Origin of the sequence: Mesorhizobium sp. M7A.F.Ca.CA.004.04.2.1 (assembly GCF_004022825.1) — a bacterium.
Lineage (GTDB): Bacteria > Pseudomonadota > Alphaproteobacteria > Rhizobiales > Rhizobiaceae > Mesorhizobium.
Genome location: NZ_RZPH01000003.1, coordinates 1 through 19881 on the forward strand (window position 1 = coordinate 1; position 19881 = coordinate 19881).

General features: G+C 63.0%; 20 protein-coding genes. 12 read left to right on the forward strand and 8 right to left on the reverse strand.

Annotated elements, in window-relative coordinates; all coding sequences use genetic code 11:
• Window positions 1-346, forward strand: a 346-nt coding sequence (locus EN893_RS00405; protein WP_206640076.1) for a succinylglutamate desuccinylase/aspartoacylase family protein, incomplete at its 5' end; no start/stop codon positions are given.
• A gap of 1 nt (window position 347) precedes the next feature.
• On the opposite strand, the gene EN893_RS00410 is transcribed toward EN893_RS00405, so the two are convergent.
• Together EN893_RS00410 and EN893_RS38560 are read right to left on the reverse strand one after the other, a co-directional pair.
• Window positions 348-1118, reverse strand: coding sequence for an isocitrate lyase/phosphoenolpyruvate mutase family protein (locus EN893_RS00410; RefSeq protein WP_127273278.1), 771 nt, complete (start codon window positions 1116-1118; stop codon window positions 348-350).
• A gap of 103 nt (window positions 1119-1221) precedes the next feature.
• Complete coding sequence (locus EN893_RS38560) at window positions 1222-1398, reverse strand: hypothetical protein (protein WP_164767439.1); 177 nt, start codon at window positions 1396-1398, stop codon at window positions 1222-1224.
• A 39-nt stretch (window positions 1399-1437) separates the two neighbouring features.
• Here EN893_RS38560 and EN893_RS00415 point away from each other — a divergent pair, with 39 nt between their 5' ends.
• Both EN893_RS00415 and EN893_RS00420 read left to right on the forward strand, forming a co-directional pair.
• Entirely contained in the window at window positions 1438-3627 is a 2190-nt protein-coding gene (locus tag EN893_RS00415) for an anthranilate synthase (protein ID WP_127271719.1), read from the forward strand.
• A 5-nt stretch (window positions 3628-3632) separates the two neighbouring features.
• The gene (locus EN893_RS00420) at window positions 3633-4580 is read left to right on the forward strand and encodes a cation diffusion facilitator family transporter (protein ID WP_127271270.1); all 948 of its coding nucleotides are present in this window, start codon (window positions 3633-3635) and stop codon (window positions 4578-4580) included.
• A gap of 199 nt (window positions 4581-4779) precedes the next feature.
• On the opposite strand, the gene EN893_RS00425 is transcribed toward EN893_RS00420, so the two are convergent.
• On the reverse strand, window positions 4780-4986 hold the full coding sequence (locus EN893_RS00425; protein WP_032808618.1) for an AbrB/MazE/SpoVT family DNA-binding domain-containing protein: 207 nt from the start codon (window positions 4984-4986) through the stop codon (window positions 4780-4782).
• Window positions 4987-5005: 19 nt separating this feature from the next.
• Window positions 5006-6109 (reverse strand): hypothetical protein, encoded by a 1104-nt coding sequence (locus tag EN893_RS00430; protein ID WP_127271717.1) that lies wholly within the window; start codon window positions 6107-6109, stop codon window positions 5006-5008.
• Window positions 6110-6211: 102 nt separating this feature from the next.
• Here EN893_RS00430 and EN893_RS00435 point away from each other — a divergent pair, with 102 nt between their 5' ends.
• From EN893_RS00435 to EN893_RS00460, 6 genes are all read left to right on the forward strand, one after another.
• Window positions 6212-6649 carry a DsrE family protein gene (locus tag EN893_RS00435; protein ID WP_127270547.1) on the forward strand — a complete coding sequence of 146 codons (438 nt, stop codon included), beginning with the start codon at window positions 6212-6214 and terminating at the stop codon, window positions 6647-6649.
• Between the two features lie 149 nt (window positions 6650-6798).
• Window positions 6799-7578, forward strand: coding sequence for an SDR family oxidoreductase (locus EN893_RS00440; protein ID WP_127270549.1), 780 nt, complete (start codon window positions 6799-6801; stop codon window positions 7576-7578).
• 63 nt (window positions 7579-7641) lie between these two features.
• Window positions 7642-7950 carry a putative quinol monooxygenase gene (locus EN893_RS00445; protein WP_023809886.1) on the forward strand — a complete coding sequence of 103 codons (309 nt, stop codon included), beginning with the start codon at window positions 7642-7644 and terminating at the stop codon, window positions 7948-7950.
• Window positions 7951-8111: 161 nt separating this feature from the next.
• Window positions 8112-8357, forward strand: a complete 246-nt coding sequence (locus EN893_RS00450) for a type II toxin-antitoxin system prevent-host-death family antitoxin (RefSeq protein WP_056595839.1) — start codon at window positions 8112-8114, stop codon at window positions 8355-8357.
• Window positions 8354-8740, forward strand: coding sequence for a type II toxin-antitoxin system VapC family toxin (locus EN893_RS00455; protein WP_127270551.1), 387 nt, complete (start codon window positions 8354-8356; stop codon window positions 8738-8740). The genes EN893_RS00450 and EN893_RS00455 overlap by 4 nt, the downstream gene beginning before the upstream one ends.
• 95 nt (window positions 8741-8835) lie before the next feature.
• Complete coding sequence (locus tag EN893_RS00460) at window positions 8836-9939, forward strand: AbrB family transcriptional regulator (protein WP_127271715.1); 1104 nt, start codon at window positions 8836-8838, stop codon at window positions 9937-9939.
• 7 nt (window positions 9940-9946) lie between these two features.
• On the opposite strand, the gene EN893_RS00465 is transcribed toward EN893_RS00460, so the two are convergent.
• Window positions 9947-11026 (reverse strand): siderophore-interacting protein, encoded by a 1080-nt coding sequence (locus EN893_RS00465; RefSeq protein WP_128361369.1) that lies wholly within the window; start codon window positions 11024-11026, stop codon window positions 9947-9949.
• Window positions 11027-11155: 129 nt separating this feature from the next.
• Window positions 11156-12049: a LysR family transcriptional regulator gene (locus tag EN893_RS00470; protein WP_127269787.1), complete on the reverse strand. Its 894-nt coding sequence runs from the start codon at window positions 12047-12049 to the stop codon at window positions 11156-11158.
• 147 nt (window positions 12050-12196) lie between these two features.
• Between EN893_RS00470 and EN893_RS00475 the strand changes: the two genes are divergently transcribed.
• On the forward strand, window positions 12197-13732 hold the full coding sequence (locus tag EN893_RS00475) for an MFS transporter (protein ID WP_127271712.1): 1536 nt from the start codon (window positions 12197-12199) through the stop codon (window positions 13730-13732).
• A gap of 23 nt (window positions 13733-13755) precedes the next feature.
• Here the strand turns inward: EN893_RS00475 and EN893_RS00480 are convergent, their stop codons facing one another.
• Together EN893_RS00480 and EN893_RS00485 are read right to left on the reverse strand one after the other, a co-directional pair.
• Window positions 13756-14532 (reverse strand): esterase family protein, encoded by a 777-nt coding sequence (locus tag EN893_RS00480; RefSeq protein WP_127271710.1) that lies wholly within the window; start codon window positions 14530-14532, stop codon window positions 13756-13758.
• A gap of 4 nt (window positions 14533-14536) precedes the next feature.
• A complete protein-coding gene (locus EN893_RS00485; RefSeq protein WP_127271680.1) occupies window positions 14537-15703 on the reverse strand; it encodes an ATP-grasp domain-containing protein in 1167 nt (388 codons plus the stop codon).
• A gap of 423 nt (window positions 15704-16126) precedes the next feature.
• On the opposite strand from EN893_RS00485, the gene leuA reads away from it, so the two are divergent.
• Both leuA and EN893_RS00500 read left to right on the forward strand, forming a co-directional pair.
• Window positions 16127-17854 (forward strand): 2-isopropylmalate synthase, encoded by a 1728-nt coding sequence (gene leuA / locus EN893_RS00495; protein WP_128361370.1) that lies wholly within the window; start codon window positions 16127-16129, stop codon window positions 17852-17854.
• 196 nt (window positions 17855-18050) lie between these two features.
• Window positions 18051-19826, forward strand: coding sequence for a hypothetical protein (locus EN893_RS00500; RefSeq protein WP_128361371.1), 1776 nt, complete (start codon window positions 18051-18053; stop codon window positions 19824-19826).
• Window positions 19827-19881: the final 55 nt, after the last annotated feature.

The window sequence follows — 19881 nt, forward strand, 5'->3', positions numbered from 1 at the left end:
GCTGTTGGTGGCGCGCGGCGTGATCGCCGATAGCACCCTGCCCGCGCCGGGTCCTTTCACCGGCTTCGTGGCGCCATTGGAAAACATCGACATGATGCCGGCGCCACGGGCCGGTGCCGTGCTCTACGACGTGAAACCCGGCGACCGCGTCGCCAGGGGCGCGCGCCTCGCCACCATCGTCCATGCACCGGGTGAAGCCGACGGCCGCACCGAGGTGTTCGCGCCGCAGGACGGCATCATCCTGACCCGCCGCTCGCGCCGCATCATCCGCGCCGGCGAGGATCTTCTGAAGCTGGTCGGCGACAGGAAGAGCACCGACGCCCGGTCGGGAACGCTGGAGGACTGACTTAACCCGAAATAGCCAGTCGCGCCTTCGCCTCCAGCCATTCCGCCATCTGCCGGTAAGGCACCGGGCCGTGGCTGATGCGGGCGACGCCGAGTTCGGCCAGCCGCTGGCGCGGCGGCACGTGCCCCAGCGCAATGATGTTGACCGGCAACGCGATTGCCTTGCAAAGCGTCTCGATCAGGTCCTCATCGCCAAGACCCGGCGCAAAGAAGCCGTGTGCGCCGGCTTTTTCGAAGGCCTGCGCGCGCTCGATGGCCTGGTCGAGCAGGACGTCGTCATGCGCATCCGGTTTCGCCTTGAGGAAGATGTCGGTTCGGGCGTTGATGAACGCCGGTATGCCGGAGGCCTTGACGGCCGCTGCCGCAGCTTCGATGCGTTTTACCTGAACAGAAATGTCGTGCAGGCCGGTGCCGCCGACAACCTGGTCTTCGAAATTGAAACCGATAGCGCCGGCCCGTAGCGCCAACGTCACCGTGCGAGCCACAATCTCCGGATCGACGCCGTAGCCGCCCTCGAGGTCCATGGTCACCGGCAGGTCGACGGCAGTGACGATGCGCTTGATGTTGTCGAGCGCCAGCTCCAGCGGGATTTTCTCGCCATCGGCATAGCCGAACGCGGCAGCCACCGGCCAGCTTCCGGTGGCGATCGCCTTGGCGCCCGCTTTCTCGACGATCTTGGCCGAACCCGGATCCCAGACGTTGTAGAGAACGATCGGGTTTCCCTTGACGTGGAGGGAATGGAACGTCCGCGCACGCTCGATCTGCTCGGTCATGGTGTTTTCCCGTCTCCTGCTGTTAGAGGAACAGTCTAAGCGGCACTGTCCGCCCTGGCGATGTGCCATGAGACGCTGAAGCGGCGGCCACCGGACAGGCTTTTCAAATCAGTTGCGCATCCGGTTTTTCGCGGCTATGGATTTTCGCCATGAACATGCGTTCGATCAAGACCATTTGGTGGTGGGCCTGCTGACAGCGGCCTGTTCGAACACGTGCGCGTGAAAAGAGAGGGTGGCCGCAACGGAAAGTCCGGGCGGCCATTTGTTTTTTCCAAGCCATTCCCGGGTCCGTTGCCCCAAGACGCTGATGGAGACGGCAATGACGATAAAGCTTCTGGAAAACGGCGCGGAAAGTTTCGTGACCGCGGGTGGCATCACCATCACGCGCGCGCGCCACGACCGGCCCTATGCGGGCGCGATCGACGCTTACGTTGACGGCCTGAATTCGCGCCGCGGCGCTGTATTTTCCTCGAACTATGAATATCCCGGCCGCTACACGCGCTGGGACACCGCCATCATCGATCCGCCACTGGTCGTCTCGGCGCGCGGCCGTGCCATGCGCATCGAGGCGCTGAACCGCCGTGGCGAGGCGCTGCTGCCGGTCATCGGCAAGGCGCTCGCCAGCCAGGCGGATGTCACCATCGCCGAGACGTCGAAGACACTCATCCGCCTCGATGTCGCCAAGCCCGGCCGTGTCTTCACCGAGGAGGAGCGCAGCCGCGTCCCTTCAGTCTTCACGGTGCTGCGCGCCATCACCGCTCTGTTCAGGACCGAGGAAGACGCCAATCTCGGTCTCTACGGCGCTTTCGGCTACGACCTCGCCTTCCAGTTCGACCCGGTCGACTACAAGCTCGAGCGCAAGCCAAGCCAGCGCGACCTGGTGCTTTTCCTGCCCGACGAGATCCTGGTCGTCGACCATTATTCCGCCAAGGCCTGGACCGACCGCTATGACTATGCCGGCGAGGGTTTTTCGACCGAAGGGCTGCCGCGCGACGAAATCGCCGAGCCGTTCAAGAGCCCTGACCGCATCCCGCCGCGCGGCGACCATGAACCGGGCGAATACGCGGATCTGGTGCGCAAGGCGATGGATTCGTTCAAGCGCGGCGACCTGTTCGAGGTCGTGCCCGGCCAGATGTTCTACGAGCGCTGCGAGACGCAGCCATCCGAGATTTCGCGCAAGCTGAAAGCCATCAATCCGTCGCCCTATTCCTTCTTCATCAATCTGGGCGAAGGCGAATATCTGATCGGCGCCTCGCCGGAAATGTTCGTGCGCGTCAACGGCCGCCGCGTCGAGACCTGCCCGATCTCAGGCACCATCAAGCGCGGCGACGACGCCATTTCCGACTCAGAGCAGATCCTGAAACTGCTCAACTCGAAGAAGGACGAATCCGAGCTGACCATGTGCTCGGACGTCGATCGCAACGACAAGTCGCGGGTCTGCGAGCCGGGTTCGGTGCGCGTCATTGGCCGTCGGCAGATCGAAATGTATTCGCGCCTGATCCACACGGTCGACCACATCGAAGGCCGGCTGCGCGAAGGCATGGATGCCTTCGATGCCTTCCTGTCGCATGCCTGGGCGGTCACCGTCACCGGCGCGCCGAAACTGTGGGCCATGCGCTTCATCGAACAGAACGAGAAGAGCCCGCGCGCCTGGTATGGCGGTGCGATCGGCATGGTCAATTTCAACGGTGACATGAACACCGGCCTGACGCTCCGCACCATCCGTATCAAGGACGGCATTGCCGAAGTGCGGGCCGGCGCCACATTGCTGTTCGACAGCATTCCCGAGGAAGAAGAAGCAGAAACCGAACTGAAGGCATCCGCCATGCTCTCCGCCATCCGCGACGCCAAGACAGGCAATTCCGCCAGCACCGAGCGAACCACCGCGCGCGTCGGCGACGGCGTCAACATCCTGCTGGTCGACCACGAGGATAGTTTCGTCCACACGCTGGCCAATTATTTCCGCCAGACCGGCGCCAACGTCTCGACCGTTCGCTCGCCGGTGCCTGAGGAAGTCTTCGACCGGCTGAAACCCGATCTCGTCGTGCTGTCGCCCGGCCCCGGCACGCCGAAGGACTTCGATTGCGCCGCAACCATCAAGAAGGCGCGCGCCCGCGAACTGCCGATCTTCGGCGTCTGCCTTGGCCTGCAGGCATTGGCGGAGGCCTATGGCGGCGAACTGCGGCAGCTGCACATACCGATGCACGGCAAGCCGTCGCGCATCCGGGTCTCCAAGCCCGGCATCATCTTCTCGGGCCTGCCCAAGGAAGTGACCGTCGGCCGCTACCACTCGATCTTTGCCGATCCGGTGCGCCTGCCCGACGATTTCATCGTCACAGCCGAGACCGAGGACGGCATAATCATGGCCTTCGAACACCGCAAGGAGCCTATCGCCGCGGTACAGTTCCACCCGGAATCGATCATGACGCTCGGCCACAATGCCGGCATGCGCATCATCGAGAACATCGTCGCCCACTTGCCCCGCAAGGCCAAGGAAAAGGCCGCCTGACGATCATGGCTGAAGCCGAGAACACGATGGCGACCGCGGCCAAGGCGGCCGCGAAGCGCAAAATCGCCAATCTTGCCTTCTGGTCGATTATCGTCGCTTTTGTCGTGCTCGCGCTGAAGGCTGCCGCCTGGTACGTCACCGGCTCGGTGGCGCTCTACTCGGACGCCTTGGAATCGATCGTCAACGTCATTGCCTCGGTTGCAGCCTTCTGGGCGATCCAGGTCAGCCACAAGCCGGCCGACCAGGACCACCCTTTCGGCCATCACAAGGCCGAGTATTTCTCGGCGGTGCTGGAAGGCGTGCTGATCGTGCTCGCCGCCCTTTTGATCCTCAACGAGGTCTGGCGCCACTGGCAGACCCCGGCACCGCTCGAACAGCCCTGGGAAGGTCTTGCCGTCAACGGCGTCGCTACGGTCATCAACGCCTTCTGGGCCTGGACGTTGATCCGCGCCGGCAGGGCGGAGAAATCACCGGCGCTGGTTGCCGACGGCAACCACATCATGACCGACGTGGTCACCTCGATCGGCGTCTTCGGCGGCCTGGTCGGAGCGATCCTGACCGGTTGGCAGATCCTTGACCCCGCACTTGCCGTCCTCGTGGCTTTGAACATCCTGTGGCAGGGCTGGCATGTCATAGGCTCGTCGATGAACGGCCTGATGGACCGCGCCGTCGACACCCAGGAACACATGCGCATCCGTGACGTCATCTCGGCCAATTGCAAGGGCGCGCTCGAGGTGCACGACCTCAAGACGCGCATCGCCGGCCGCGCCACCTTCATCGAGTTTCATCTGGTCGTCGACGCAGACATGTCGGTCGGCGCCAGCCATGTCATCTGCGACCGCATCGAGGACGCGCTGAAGGCCGAAATCCCCTCGGTGCGCGTCACCATCCATGTCGAGCCCGACGACGAGGCCAAGCTGCCGAAGGGCACGACGGCCGTGCCGTTCGCCTGAGGCGATTTCCTGTAGCGACTTGGGAAAATTAACCGAAGCTTCTCGACTTCGTCATCCACGGGCGAAGCAGGAGCGAAGCTCCGTCGCGGAGACCCGAGGATCCATGCCGCGACCTTCGTAGAGTGCAGCGGAACAGAATTCTGCACCGCAGCAGCGCTCAGATGTCACGCATGGATCCTATGGTCTGCGCCGCCAGTCTCTATCGGCCTTCCAAAGCTGCCTCAACAAAATCGTCGTCAAGTGGCCCGGTCAAACTGTCGAGCCAGACCCAATCCTGCGCAAGCGGTTCGAGAACGACCGCTCGGCCCTCGCGACGGATTGAAATCTCGCCGGTATCGAAACGGTATTTCTTCGGCATGCGTACTGCTTGCGATCCGCCAGACCAAAAGACTTTTGCCTTATCCATTCGCGCCCTCCATTGAAGCTCAAGGCGAGCAGGCCGATTGCGGCATTGGCTGCAGCCGGTAGACCTTGTCGTCGGATTTCGTCTTGCCGTCGGCGGCCTTCGAACACAGGTCGACGATCGCGAGCGCGCTGTTGGGGTTGGCCAGCATCATCGTGCCATTGGCGCCACGCTTGAGGAAAATCTCCTTCTGCGCGATGTCGCAGGAAGAATCGCTCATCTTCGAACTGGCCGCGCAGCGCCACTGATCGGCTTCGCCCTGGCAGGAATAGGTCTGCGTAACCTCAGCCGATTTCTGCCGTGTGGTGACGGTAACGGCAATGTCGGCGCCGTCTGGCCAGTTGGCGGCGTCGCCACCCGAGGCGAAGGACGCCAGCTCTACCTTGCCGCGGAAAACCCGGATCGACCGGGTGAGTTGATCGGGGTGCGAGCCGAGATGCGCTGCATCGTAGTCGCGCCCATAGCAGAAGGCCTGGTCCGGCTTCAGCCGCTCGCGCAGCGGCGGGCCTAGCGCCGGGTCGACCGGATCGATGCGCGCGAACTCCGCCTTGCAGGTCGCCGCTGGGATCGGGTCGAGGCGAAAATTGTCGTCATCCTTGCCGAGTGCCTGCCTGCTATATTCCGCAGCGCCAAGCTCTTCTTCCGAACCGGCATCGAGATAGATGTCGGGCTGCAGATCCGAGAGGAACAGCCGGCCCTTGTCGTCGACCTTCAGCGACGCAAGCGTCCGGTCGCATTCCATGCCGCAATGAACCGGGCCTGTCTTGCCGTCCTCTGACGCATGATTGCACCAGCCGCCGGCCCATTCCGGCGACTTGGCGCCGCGCACGGTGGTGGCGATGAAAGCATTGTAGGACGTGTCGGAATTCACGGTCGGTTCCTCGTTCGGCCGGCTGACCGGATCATGGCCGTAGTAGAAGAAGATCCGCGTCACCTTCTGCTTCGGGTGCGCCTTGAGATGCCCCGCATCATAGACGCGGCCGAAACAGGCATCAGCGCCGTTCGGACTGAGTTCGGTGAGCTTCAGCGCATCGTCGGCGGAGGCCGATCCGGCAAGCAAGCCAAGCAGCGCCGCGCCAAACCCGGCGCCGGCGACTGTCTTCCATTCCCCTGCCCTGAACGCCATGTGATCTCTCCTCCGCATCGACAGGACGCAACGCCAATTTATGCTAGTATTGCGGCCGCAGCCACGCAATTCGCGGCGGGCCGCCAAGCGGAGGAGGATTCCATGCGTCGGCGCGATATGTTCCGCGCGGTTCTTGCCGGAACCGGAACGCTTCTCGGTTTGCGGGCAGCACAGGCAGCCGCCACCGAGCCCGCAAGGCAAAAAGTCGCCTACCACTTGAGCGACACCGACAAGGTCAATTTCGTGCTCGGCAACATCAAGAACCACTATGAGGGCACCGGCGGCAATGTCGACATCGTGCTGGTCGTGCATGGTCCCGCGCTCGCGGCCTTCAAGTCGAAAGGCATATCGGCCGCGATTTCCGGGCGCTTCGCCGGCCTGGTGCGGCAGGGGCTGGAACCCCATGCCTGCGCCAACACCATGCAAGGCATGGATATTTCGCTCCCCGACCTGCTCGCCGGGTTTCATGCCGCCGACAAGGGCGGCGTCGTCAAACTCGCCGAACTGCAAGGCCAGGGTTACGCCTATCTGCATCCGTAGAGCGGTTTGTTGGGCGCAAATTCCCGAGGGAAAGCGCTACTCGCTTTGCCGGGAAACCGCTCCACACGTTTCCTTGAATTGCTCAAAGGCTTGAACACCGGGGTGGCAAGGGCCTACGAAGGACAGGCAGACCTCCCGGAGGAAGAACCGTGCCAGCCACCACACTCAGCATACCCGATCTTGCCGGCAAGGCAGTGCTGGTCACCGGTGCGTCGACCGGCATCGGAGCGGCGCTCGCGCTGGCCTATGCAGCGCAGAAATGCAAGGTGGCGCTGCACTACAATTCGAGTCAAGACGCCGCCGAGAAGCTCGGCCTGACGATTGCCGACAAGGGCGGCGAGGTGTTTCTCGTTCAGGGCGATTTTTCCGTTGCCGCCGATGTCGAGCGCGTCGTCGAAGACAGCGCGCAATATTTCGGCCGCCTCGACGGGCTGGTCAACAATGCCGGCGGCATGCTTGGCCGCATCCCTTATGCCGAGCAGACCGAGGCGCATTACGACGCTGTGATGGACCTCAATGCGCGCTCGGTGCTGACTGCTTCGCGCAAGGCGATCCCGTGGCTGAAGAAACAGGGCGGCTTCATCGTCAACACCTCCTCGATCGCCGCGCGCAACGGCGCCGGCGGCGGCGCCGGGCTTTACGGCTCGGCCAAGGCCTTCGTCTCCAATGTGACGCGCGGCATGGCCAAGGAACTGATCGGCTTCGGCATCCGCGTCAACGCGGTAGCGCCCGGAACCATTCTCACCCCGTTCCACGAGCGCTATTCGACCGACGAGCAGATGAAGGGCATGGTCGCCACCATTCCGCAGGGACGCGCCGGCACGGCGCAGGATTGCGTCGGCGCCTATCTGTTCCTCTCTTCGGACCTTCTCAGCGGCTACATCACCGGCCAGGTGATCGAGGTGAATGGCGGCCAGTTGATGCCTTGAACGGCTACCGGCATACTGGCGGTCTGCATGTTCTTGTCGAAAACCTCAAAGGGAGACAACGGAATGTACGGACTGATCGGCAAGATGCGGGCGGCGCGCGGCCAGCGCGACGCGGTCATGGACCTTCTGCGCGACAGTACAGGCGCCCTGCCAGGCTGCCTGAGCTATATCATCGCCCGCGACCCCGCCGATGCCGACGCGATCTGGGTCACCGAAGTGTGGACCGACGCCGAAAGTCACAAGGCCTCGCTGCAGCTTCCCGAAGTCCAGGCGGCGATCGCCAAGGCGCGGCCATTCATCGCCGGCTTCGAATTCCAGGTCGAGACCCATCCCGTCGGCGGCTTCGGGCTGGCTGACGGCAAGACGGGGTGATCCGCCCACGGCTTGATGCCGAGGCGAGGTTCGCACTCCAGGGTGCAATATCGACAGGTGAACAATCTCGACCCCGGGTTTTGCCAGTCATCGCGCTCCACTTGTAATTCTCTGAAAATGGACTAAGCTCTGTGGACTAAGTCCACTTGGAGAAACCTGCGATGCAGACCGTGAACATCCACAATGCGAAGACCAATCTTTCACGTCTCGTTGACCGAGCTGCCAAAGGTGAGCCGTTCATCATCGCCAAGGCGGGCAAACCATTGGTGAAAGTCGTGCCTATCGATCAGCCGGCCTCGTCGCAGGCGCGAAGGGTCGGTTTTATGGCCGGCCAGTTTTCCGTTCCCGACGATTTCGACCGCATGGGTGGCGAGGAGATTGAGCAACTGTTCGGTGTCAACACTTGAAACTGCTACTCGACACCCATTTGCTGCTGTGGGCGGCTGGCGAACCGGATCGGCTAACACCTGCGGCTCTCGCCGAGATTGAGGACCCCGAGAACGAATTGCTGTTCAGTCCCGCCAGCCTTTGGGAGATCGCAATCAAACGAGGACTGGGACGGGATGATTTCCAGGTCGATCCCCGTTTGCTCCGGCGAGGCCTATTCGACAATGGCTATCACGACTTGCCGATCACCAGTGAACATGCCCTCGCCATCGACGGACTTCCGGCGATCCACAAGGATCCCTTCGATCGAATCCTGGTCGCCCAGGCAACCATTGAGGGGATTACCTTGCTGACGATGGACGATCTTGTCGCCCGTTATCCCGGTCCTATCCGAAAGCTCTGACACCTTGGTAAACTGCGTGACTCGCGCGCCACACAGCTTCCTTTTTCGGCAAAGCGGGGGTTCGCATCGTCCCGCTTCAAGTCTAAGACCGAAACATGGATTCCTCGGCCGAGCAGCCATCCCCGGACCTGCCCACACTCGAGCGCATGGCGCGGATGCGCAAGCTCTGGCAGTGGCTTGCCCTGCTGGTTGTTTCCCTGCTGTTTGCCGGCGCGCTGGAACTCGCCACCCTGCCGGCGGCGTTGCTGATCGGACCGATGCTGGCGGCCATCGTCGCCGGCACCAATGGCGCCACGGTGCGTGTGCCGCGTCTTCTGTTTGGCGCCGCCCAGGCGATCGTCGGCTGCCTCGTCGCCAGCTCGATCTCGGCCGACATCTTTCCGGTCTTCTACCAGGAATGGCCGCTGTTTTTAGGCGTCGTGGTGGCGACCGTCACTGCCTCCAGCCTGCTCGGCTGGCTGATCAGCCGCTGGCGCATCCTGCCCGGCACCACCGCCGTCTGGGGCTCGTCGCCGGGTGCGGCCACCGCCATGGTGCTGATGGCCGGTGCCTTCGGTGCCGACCAGCGCCTCGTCGCTTTCATGCAATATCTGCGCGTCATATTCGTCTCGATGACCGCAGCACTCGTTGCCAAGATGTGGGTCGACACCTCGGGCGTCGAAATCCCGCCCATCGTCTGGTTTCCGCCGATCGACCGCCAGGCCTTCGCCGCCACCATCGGCATCGCGCTGGTTGGCGGCCTGTCGGGAAAGATTTTCCGGCTGCCCTCGCCCTTCTTCCTCGGCACCTTTATCTTCGGCACCGTCGTCCATCTTGGCTTGGGCGTGGAGATGCAATTGCCGCAATGGCTGCTGGCCGTCAGCTACGCCATGGTCGGCTGGTCGATCGGCCTGAACTTCACAACGGCGATCCTGCGCCATGCAACGCGCGCATTGCCGCAGATCATCGCCTCGATCGTGGCGCTGATCGCCTTTTGCGGCGGCCTTGCCTTCCTGATCAGCCATCTCCTGGGCATCGATCCGCTGACCGCCTATCTGGCGACCAGCCCCGGCGGCATGGACAGCATCGCCATCATCGCCGCCGCCGCGCAGAACGTCGACATCTCCTTCGTCATGGCCCTGCAATCGGCACGCTTCCTGATCGTGCTGCTGGTCGGCCCGAGCGTCGCTCGGCTGGTGGCCAGAAGCGTCAGGCAATAAGCAGCGACTAGTCCTCGCCGCCCTCGCCCACGCTATGCGCATCCCGACGCCAGTAGGCCGTAACCAGGTGCCGGTCGCGCGGCAGGCCCCACTGCTTGCGCACGATCTTGCGTATCTCCCGGAAATCGCCGAATTCGCAACTTGCCCAGACGTACAGGCCGTCGGCAAGCGCCATGTGATTGCGCTCACGCAAGGCGGTCGACAATAGGCCCGCGGTGCCGGCCTCGAGGCCGCGCCGGTAAAGCCAGGTGATGTCGATACTGTCCCCTTGCGCCAGCGCTATTCGGTCATCCGGGCTATCGACCTCGATCAGCGCCTCGGCACGTGTTGATGGCGGCAGATGCTCCAAAATCCTGCCGATGGCGGGCAGCGCGGTGTCGTCGCCGAGCAGAAGCAAGGTCTGCGCCACCGGGGCGTCGCCGCCGCCGGGTCCGATCATGCCGATGACGTCTCCCGCCCGTGCGTTTTGCGCGAATGTGGCGGCGGGCGTGTTCTGGCCGGGGTGCAACACGAAATCGACATCGAGCCAACCGCTTGCGGCATCCAGCGCCCGGATCGTGTAGACCCGCACAGCAAGCGCATCGTCGCCAGAAGGCCAGACGATCAAGCCGTCAGCGCCCATCGTCGGCCAAACCAGCCGGCGGCCAGGCGGCGGCAGCAGCAGCCGCATGTGCAGGCCGCCATGGCTAAATCGGCCGAGATCCTTGCCGGCGAAGCGCAGGCGCTGCATATGCGCCGATATCCGCGTCGACGACATCACCGTGATCTCGCGGAAGAAGACCGGAGTACCGGCGTCGCTGCCGTCGCCTTGCCAATGGATGCCCTTGGTCGTGCCGAGATGTTCGGCGACATGGCCGGCGACCGTCATCTTCATGTAGGACAGGCAGGTTTCGTCTGTCGCCGCGACGCGGATCAGCACGCTTTCATCATCGAGCGTAGCGCTCAACGAGCCGTAGTAGAGGCGGAGCTCCCACTGGTCGGCAACGCCAGTGTCGATCTCGAATTCGCTGTGCTCTGCGCGCAGCCGGTCCATCACCGATCTGATCGCCGCGTCGCTGATCCGGGTTTGCGCGCTAAGTTGGTCCATCGCTCAAGTCCTTCGAAACGGTTCGGGCAAGGCGCCGCGCGGCACCCTCACCGTCAGCGGCATGCCACAGCCGCTCCGATGTTTCCACATAAACATGACAATAATAATCATATTTATTCGATGAGTTGGCTACGAGCCGCTTGTCGCAGCAAGTCGCTCGGGAAGGAAATCAACGAAGACGCGCACCTTCGGCGACAGATGGCGATTGGAGGGCCACAGCATCCGGAACTGGCCACGGCCGTCGACATGACCATCGAGGACGGTACGCAGCCTGTCTTCGTGCAGCGCCTCGCGCACCAGGAAATCCGGCATGCAAGCTATGCCGAGGCCGGCGAGCGTGGCGCCCTTCAAGGCTTCCATGTTGTTGCAGGTCAGCATCGAGCGGATCTGCGGTTCGGCGCTTCCGGTAGTGAACGGCCACTCCAGCAGCCTGCCGCTGTTCAGGAAGCGGAAGTTTATGCCGAAATGTCTGATGAGATCAGCCGGCACGCTGGGGGCGCCATGGCGGTCCAGGTAGGAGGGCGCCGCGCACAGCAGCATGCGAAAGGGCGCAACGGGTCTCGACACAAGGCGCGAATCCGGCAGTTCGCCGCTGCGGATCGCGACATCGATACCCTCGTCGATGACGTCGACGATCCGGTCGTTGAAATCGATGTCGAGCTCGATCTCGGGATAGCGTGCCATGAACTCCGACAGCACCGGCAGCAGCAGATGATAGGTGACGATCGGGGTGGATATGCGCAGCCGCCCACGCGGTGTTTCCCGTGTCTGCGACAGCATCGCCTCGGCATCGTCGATGTCGTCGAGGATGCGGCGCACCCGCTCGTTGAACAGCTTGCCCTCTTCCGTCAGGCCAATGCGCCGCGTGCTGCGCTGCAGGAGCCGCACGCCGAGTTCCTGCTCGAGCCGGGCGACACTTTTGCCGACAGCGGAAGCCGAGATGCCAAGCGCCCGCCCGGCGGCGACGAAACTGCCGAATTCGGCGGTGCGGGCGAAGGCCAGGAGCCCGTTGAGACGATCCATTGCGTCATTCCATTCGAGCGTTTCAGTCCGATATACCAGGAGATATAACACCATTTTTCCTGAAATGCCGACGACCTATCTTGTCATCACGACGGGCTCCGCAATGGCGCGGGACACCGGCGAGTACTGTTTCAGATAGGGAAATCCATGACTTCCAGGACCACAACCGGCTCTGCCGAGAGATGGCTCGTGCTCTTGTCCGTGTGCCTTGCCGCGATGACGATGCCCTTGACCTTCACCGGTCCGGCCGTCGCTCTGTCGCGTATCGCGGCCGATCTCGGCGGCAGTCCGATCGAGCTCAACTGGGTGACAAACGCCTTCATGCTGACCTTCGGCGCCACCCTGATGGCGTCGGGCGCTCTGGCCGACAATCATGGGCGCAAGCGCCTCTTCCTCGTCGGCCTCTCCCTCTATGTCCTGGCGTCGCTGGGCGCGATGCTGGCGCCGGACATCATCTGGTTCGACATTTTCCGCGCCGCGCAGGGTATCGGCAGTGCGGCCGCCTTCGCTGGCGGCGCCTCGGCACTTGCCCAGGAATTCGAAGGGCCGTTGCGGCTGCGCGCCTTCAGCTTCCTCGGCACCAGTTTCGGTATCGGCCTCGCCTTCGGCCCAATCGCGTCGGGCCTGCTCATCTCTGCATTCGGCTGGCGGTCGATCTTTCTTCTGGTTGCAGCACTCGCGATTGCCGCCGCCATGCTCGGCCTGCGCACCATCAGGGAATCGCGCGACCCGGATGCGACGGGCCTAGATTGGGCGGGAGCCGGCACCTTCACGATCGCGCTGGCGTCGCTGACCTATGGCGTGCTCCAGGCCCCGCAGAGCGGCTGGGCCGATCCCCTCGTCGTCTCCCTTCTGGCCGCTTCTGCCATCTGTTTTGTCGCCTTCGTCGTTGTCGAGCGGCGAGCACAACGGCCGATGCTCGATCTCACGCTGTTTGCCTATCCCCGCTTCGTCGGCGTCCAGTTTCTGGCTGCGGCACCCGCTTACGCCTTCGTCGTCCTGCTCGTCCTGTTGCCGATCCGCTTCATCGGCATCGAGGGTATGAGCGAGATCAAGGCCGGGCAATTGATGATCTGCCTATCAGGCCCGCTGCTGATCCTGCCGATGCTCGCCGGACAGCTGGCGCGCTGGATCGCGCCGGCCACGATCTGCGGCGTCGGCCTGCTCGTCGCTGCCGCCGGGCTTGTCTGGCTAAGCCTGACACCACCGGTCGATAGTGCGCTGGTGGCGCCGCTGATGCTGATCGGCGTCGGCATCGCTTTGCCTTGGGGATTGATGGACGGGCTCGCCGTCAGTGTCGTGCCGAGAGAGCGCGCCGGCATGGCGGTCGGCATCTTCAACACCACCCGCGTCGCTTGCGAGGGCGTGGCGCTGGCGATCGTCATGGCGACCCTTTCCGGCTTTACCGCCGCGCATCTCGCCGCACAGGGAACGGCATCTTCGACGCAGGCAGCAGCGGCAGCCCAACTGCTGGTGACCGGCAATCTCGGCGAAGCAGCACAACATCTGCCCCAGGCTGGAGCCATTGTTCTGGTCCAGGCCTACGAGGCGGCGTTCGACAGGCTGCTGATCGTGCTGGCGGCAATCACCGTCATGACCGCCATCGTCGTCTTCCTTGGCCTGCGTCGCGGATCGGCGTCGGAACACGAGACCGTCGCTCTGCCGGCAGGCCAGGAAGGGTAGCTGTCAGCGGACGAGCCCCGCTGTCAGTCGAGCCTGTGCATCAGGTCCTCATCCAGCCAACGGCCGAAGAAATAGACCAGTTGCTTGTGCCACCATGGCCAGTCGTGGCTGACATCGCCGCCCCAATAATCGACCCAGGCGGGAATGGATTTGTCGCGCAGGATCTGTTCCAACTTGCGCGTCTCGACCAGCATCCGCTCTTCCCAGGCGCCCTGGCCGCAGCAGAAGATCAGCCTGAGCGCCTTCAGCCGGGCCAGCAGTTTGGGATCGACGATGCCGGGCAGATAGTCGAGCGGCGAGTTGTAGAAAATGTCGCCCTCGAGCGCTTTGCCGAAGAAGTCGCGCGCCGAATAGACGCCCGACAGGGCAATGACGCCGCTGGCGAGTTCAGGAAAGCGGAAGACGAAGTTCGACGAGTGATAGCCGCCCATCGAACAGCCCGAGAACAGCGGCTTCAGCTTGCGCCCGCCATTGGCCTGCTCGGCTGTGGACAGGAAGTCCGGCAGCGCCTCCTCGCGCACATAGCGGAAATAGGCCTCGTGGCGGGCGATGCGGTGGGCGGCGTCGGCATGCTTGTCGAAGAAGGATTCAGAATCGACGCCGTCGACCGTGAACAGCTGGATGCGGCCGGTGTCGATGAATTCGGCCAGTGCGCCCACCCCGCCGGAATCCTCGAACTGGTAGAACCGGCCCTGCGAGGTCGGGAACACCACCACCGGCCGGCCGGCATGGCCGTAGCGCTTGTATTCCATGTCGCGGCCGAGCTGGCTCGAGAAATTCTTGTGATAGGAAATGTCCATCGCCTCACGCCTTTTCAGCGTGGATGTACGCGACCGCTGCACGCAACGCTGCTTCGTCCTTCGAGCGCATCTGGTAGGCGTAATTTCCCATGGCGCGGCTGAAAACCTCTTCGATGGCCTGATGGTGGACGATCTTGTCACGCTGCGCGGCTAGCACGTCCTCATGGCTGTGCAAATAGTGGAGGCGTCGCTTGCGGCTGGCATAGGCGGTGAAATACTTCCCCTCGTAAGGGCCGCCGGCGGCATCCCTGACCACCATGTCGGCCCATGCCGCGTAGACATCGATGTCGAACGTGTAGTTGATCGCATCGGTCATCCAGGCGCCGGGCGGGCGCATGTTGACCTCCAGCGCGATGACCCGGTCGTCCTTGGTCTCGAACAGCTCGATGTGGAAGAAGCGTTCGCGCACGTCGAATGCTTTCAGGATCTTGCGGCCGGCCTCCTCGACCGCCGGGCTGATCCTGGGAAAGCAGGTGTAGCTCATATGGCGGTCCTTGTTGACCACCTCCATGACGCTCTGGTCGTAGCGGTGGCTGGCCGCCAGCACCACCTCGCCGTCGCGGTTGACCAGCCCGTCGAAGGTCACCACCAGCCCCTCGATGAACTGCTCCATGACGAAGGTCACGTCCTCGGGCTTGTCCCGGAAGAACTGGTCGAGCTCTTTGGCGTTGGAGATCTTGAAGGTGTTCGATGCGCCGGAACCGCTGTCGGGCTTGACCACGACGGGGTAGCCGACGCGCCGGATGAAAGTCATGGCCCCGGCACGGTCGGAGCATTTGCGCTGCGCGATGGTGTCGACGCCGCTCTTGCGGAAGAAGGCACGCATGCGGCTCTTGCGCTTCAGGTTCTTCACGAAATCGAGCTTGGTGCCGTAGATGTTGAAGTCGGTGCGTATGTTGGCTTCCAGCTCAAGCCAATGTTCGTTGAGCGATTCAAAACGGTCGATACGGCCCCATTTATGGACGAAATGCCCCATCGCCCGAAACACCGGATCGTAGTCTTCCATGTTGGCGACGCGGTAATATTCCGAAAGGGCTGCTTTCAGCTTGGCGTCGAGCGCGTCATAGGGCGCGTCGCCGATACCGAGCACCCTGGCCCCGGCCTTCTTCAAACGGTCGCAGAAATCCGCGCCGTTGGCGGGAAAATGCGGCGAGAAGAACACGAAATTCATGAACGACCCCTCCCGCGACAGGGGCATCGAAACCCTGTCGATGCCCGAGTCTGGCGCATTTGCCGCGCGTGGGGAAGAGCGCGCATGTTCGGGACAACATCCGACAGATCACGGCCCGCCACGCGGCCCCCACTTGCCTCTCACAAGCGGCTCCTGTAAGAGAACCGCCATGAACACGCGCGCCACCAACGCTTCCCGTTCGACCGGTTTTTCCGGCGAGGCCGTGCGCGCGCTGGCTTCGACCCTGCTTCTTCTCGGCCTTATCGGCGATCGCCGGGTTCGCTGAAGGAGCGCCCGGCGGTCGAACCGCCGCGCAAGCGCATGCTCCTTGGCAATCACATCAAGCGAACGAAATTCTGGTAAAGGCGCCGCTCGCCATCAATCCACCGAAGGTGGATCCATGAGCCGCCGGGAGAACCGACGATGAACGCACGAGAAGAAATCCGCTCCGATGCCGCGGTAGCCGACACGGATTCGGCCAAAGGGATGCCCGACGCGGCTCGCAAATATCAGCCCTATCCGACCGTCGGCCTCACCGACCGGACCTGGCCTTCGAAGGTGATCGACAAGGCGCCGATCTGGTGCTCGGTTGACTTGCGCGACGGCAACCAGGCGCTGATCGATCCGATGGGCCATGAGCGCAAGGCACGCATGTTCGGCCTGCTGCTCGACATGGGCTTAAAGGAGATCGAGATCGGCTTCCCGTCGGCCTCGCAGACCGATTTCGATTTTGCCCGCTGGTGCATCGAGGAAGGCGACGTGCCCGCCGATGTCTCGCTGCAGGTGCTGGTGCAGTGCCGGCCGGAGCTGATCACCCGCACCTTCGAGGCGCTGAAGGGCGCCACCAACCCGATCGTCCATTTCTACAATTCGACCAGCGAGCTGCAGCGTCGCGTCGTCTTCGAAAAAGACGTCGGCGGCATCAAGCGCATCGCCACCGACGCCGCCAAGATGATCACCGACATGGCGGCCAAGGCCGGCGGAGGCTTTCGTTTCGAGTATTCGCCGGAAAGCTTTACCGGCACCGAACTCGAAGTGGCGCTGGAGATCTGCAACGCCGTCACCGAGATCGTCAGGCCGACGGCGGACAACAAGCTGATCGTCAACCTGCCCTCGACGGTCGAGATGTCGACCCCCAACATCTATGCCGACCGCATCGAGTGGATGTGCCGCAACCTCGACAACCGGGAAAACCTGCTGGTCTCGCTGCATCCGCACAATGACCGCGGCACCGGCATAGCCACCACCGAGCTCGGCCTGATGGCCGGCGCCGACCGCGTCGAAGGCACGCTGTTCGGCAATGGCGAGCGCACCGGCAATGTCGACATCGTCACGCTGGCGCTGAACATGTACACGCAAGGTGTCGATCCCTTGATCGATTGCTCCGACATCAACCGGATGAAGGACGTCTACGAATATTCGAACCAGTTGAAGATCCCCGAGCGCCATCCCTATGTCGGCGAACTCGTCTACACCGCCTTTTCCGGTTCGCACCAGGATGCCATCAACAAGGGCATGAAGGCGCTGAAGAAGGCCAATACGAGCCTGTGGGAAGTGCCCTATCTGCCGATCGACCCGGCCGATGTCGGACGCAGCTACGAAGCCATCATCCGCATCAATTCGCAGTCCGGCAAGGGCGGCATCGCCTATGTGCTGCAGGCAGATTACGGCCTCAACCTGCCGCGCAATCTGCAGATCGAGTTCAGCCAGGAAATCCAGGCGATCACCGATGCCGAGGGCAAGGAAGTGCCGGCCAGGCGCATCTACGAGCGCTTTATCGAGACCTATGTCGACCAGCCCGGCGCGCGGCTGAAATTCCTCGATCACCACACCTATCCCAGCACCGAGATCAAGGGCCGGCGCGTCGTCGAGGCGGTCATCCTCGACAACGGCAAGGAAGTGACGATTACAGGCACGGGTACCGGCCCGATCGATGGCTTCGTCAATGCGCTGTCGCTCCATGTCGGTGTCGAGATGTCGGTGCTCGACTATTCCGAGCACTCGATGCAGCGCGGCTCGAACGCGTCGGCCATTTCCTATGTCGAGATGGAATATCCCCAGGGCAAGCTGTTCGGCGCCGGCATCAACACCAACATCGTCGCTGCCTCGCTGGAAGCAGTGATGTCTGCCGCGAACCGTATCGTCGGTTAAAAAGCCGGCTGACGCCCGGCGGGAACAAAGATCGGAACCGTCCCAATCTGGTGATCGGTTCCGATCTTTCGGGCCATTAACCACCGCGGAATTATCCGGTGGGTACGTGATCGCATAACGGGGTGTATACTTGTGTGGTGGTGCGGGACCTATATGATCGCGCCTCAACCTGTGCCGACTTCGAGAGGATCGACACTTGCAGCATGCCACGCCTGCCGCCCCCGCAGTGCGCGAGACACTGGAGCGACTGCTTGCCAGCCAAACGTTCGGCCGATCCGAACGCGCGCGCAAGCTGCTGCGTTATCTTGTCGAACGTGAACAGGCCGGCGAAGCCGACAGGCTCAAGGGCTTTTCCATTGCCATGGATGTTTTCGGCAAGGACGGCGACTTCGATCCGTCCACCGATGCCGTGGTGCGTGTGCAGGCAGGCAGGCTGCGCGAGCTTCTGCAGCACTATTTTGCCAATGAGGGAATTGCCGAGCCGGTCCGCATCGCCATTCCGCGCGGCGGCTATGTTCCTGCCTATGAATTGAACGCGATCCGCCTGCCGGATATTGCCGAGTCTGTTCCCGAACTCAGGCTGGACGGCGCCGCATCCACCGATCGGTCAAACGAAGCCGGCACGGGCATGCTGGAGGCGATGTCTCTGGCTTCCGTACCGTCTTCGCCTGCCCCCTCGGTGGCGCGCCATCTCCGCTTTTTCTGGATGGCGATCGCCTTGGTCATCGCCATGCTGGGCGTACTGATCCTTCGCCAGGGCAGCACTGCCTTGCTGGCAGGCGGCGACATCTCGGCAATGCCGGAGATCGCTGGCGCAACTGCAAGCATCACGGCATCGGCAAGGGCTGACGCTCTGCCGCAAGTCTATATCGGACTCAAGGCTGACGGCCCCGACGCCAGCCGTGTCGCCGCATCGCTGCGCGCCGGCCTGAGTGGCTTCGATACGATTGACTTCATCGGCCGCGACACCGTCGGCGATCCGGCCGACGACGCGACGAGCTTCATATTCGACGTCCTATCTGGACCGGACGCGGGCGACATCACCATAGAACTGCAAAGCATGGCGTCCGGACGGGTGCTTCTATCGCGAAATCTCCCCCCCGCCGACAGCGCACCTGCAGCGGTCGAAGACCGTATCGCCGATATGCTTAGCTCGGCACTCCCCGCCTCCGGCACCATCTACAACTATATCGAGCAGACCGGCACGCCAAACGGTCTGACGCAATGCCTGCTGCTCAACGGCAAATATTACCTCGACCAGAACGCCAGGACCCATGAGGCAGCCTACCGATGCCTCGAGAAGCTGGCCAATGGTGGAACCAAGTCCTCGCTCGTCTATTCGGAGCTTGCTTCCCTGCATCTCGAGGCGGTGTCCGATCATTACGCCTATCCGCCCAATGCGACGATTGAGACAGCCGTCGAGTTTGCCCATCGCGGCGTGCAGATGGGTCCGACCAGCCCTTATGCGCATCGCTCCTACGGCTATGTCAGTTCGCGCCTCGGCAATACGGACGAAGCGATCCGCTGGATGCGCAAGGCCTATGAACTCAACCCCTACGATCTCGGCATGGCCGCCGCTTACGGCTACGGGCTGATCTTCGCCGGACGATATGCTGAAGGAACGCCGATCCTCGATCATGCGGTGGAGACCTTCAGCGGGCACCCGACATGGTGGGATTACGGGCTGTTCGTCGGTGAGTTCATGCTCGGCGACATGAACAAGGCGGTCGCGGCCAGCATGGCATTGAGAACGACGGCAACGAAATCACACTATCTGGCGGCGCGGCTGGTCGGCGCCAAGGCTGCCGGACAGGATCATCTGGTGAGCACGCTGCTGAAACAACTGACCACCGAGTTCCCCAAATTTGCCGCCGATCCGCGGGCGACTTTCGTCGAGCGGAAATATCCGGCCGACCTGACCGACCGGCTGGTCCAGGCACTCCGCGCTGCCGGGCTCGGCAGCCCAAGCTGACACCATCGACGTCCGAGCACTGGCTGCGCCGCGTCCCGATGGATTTCCTGCGCTC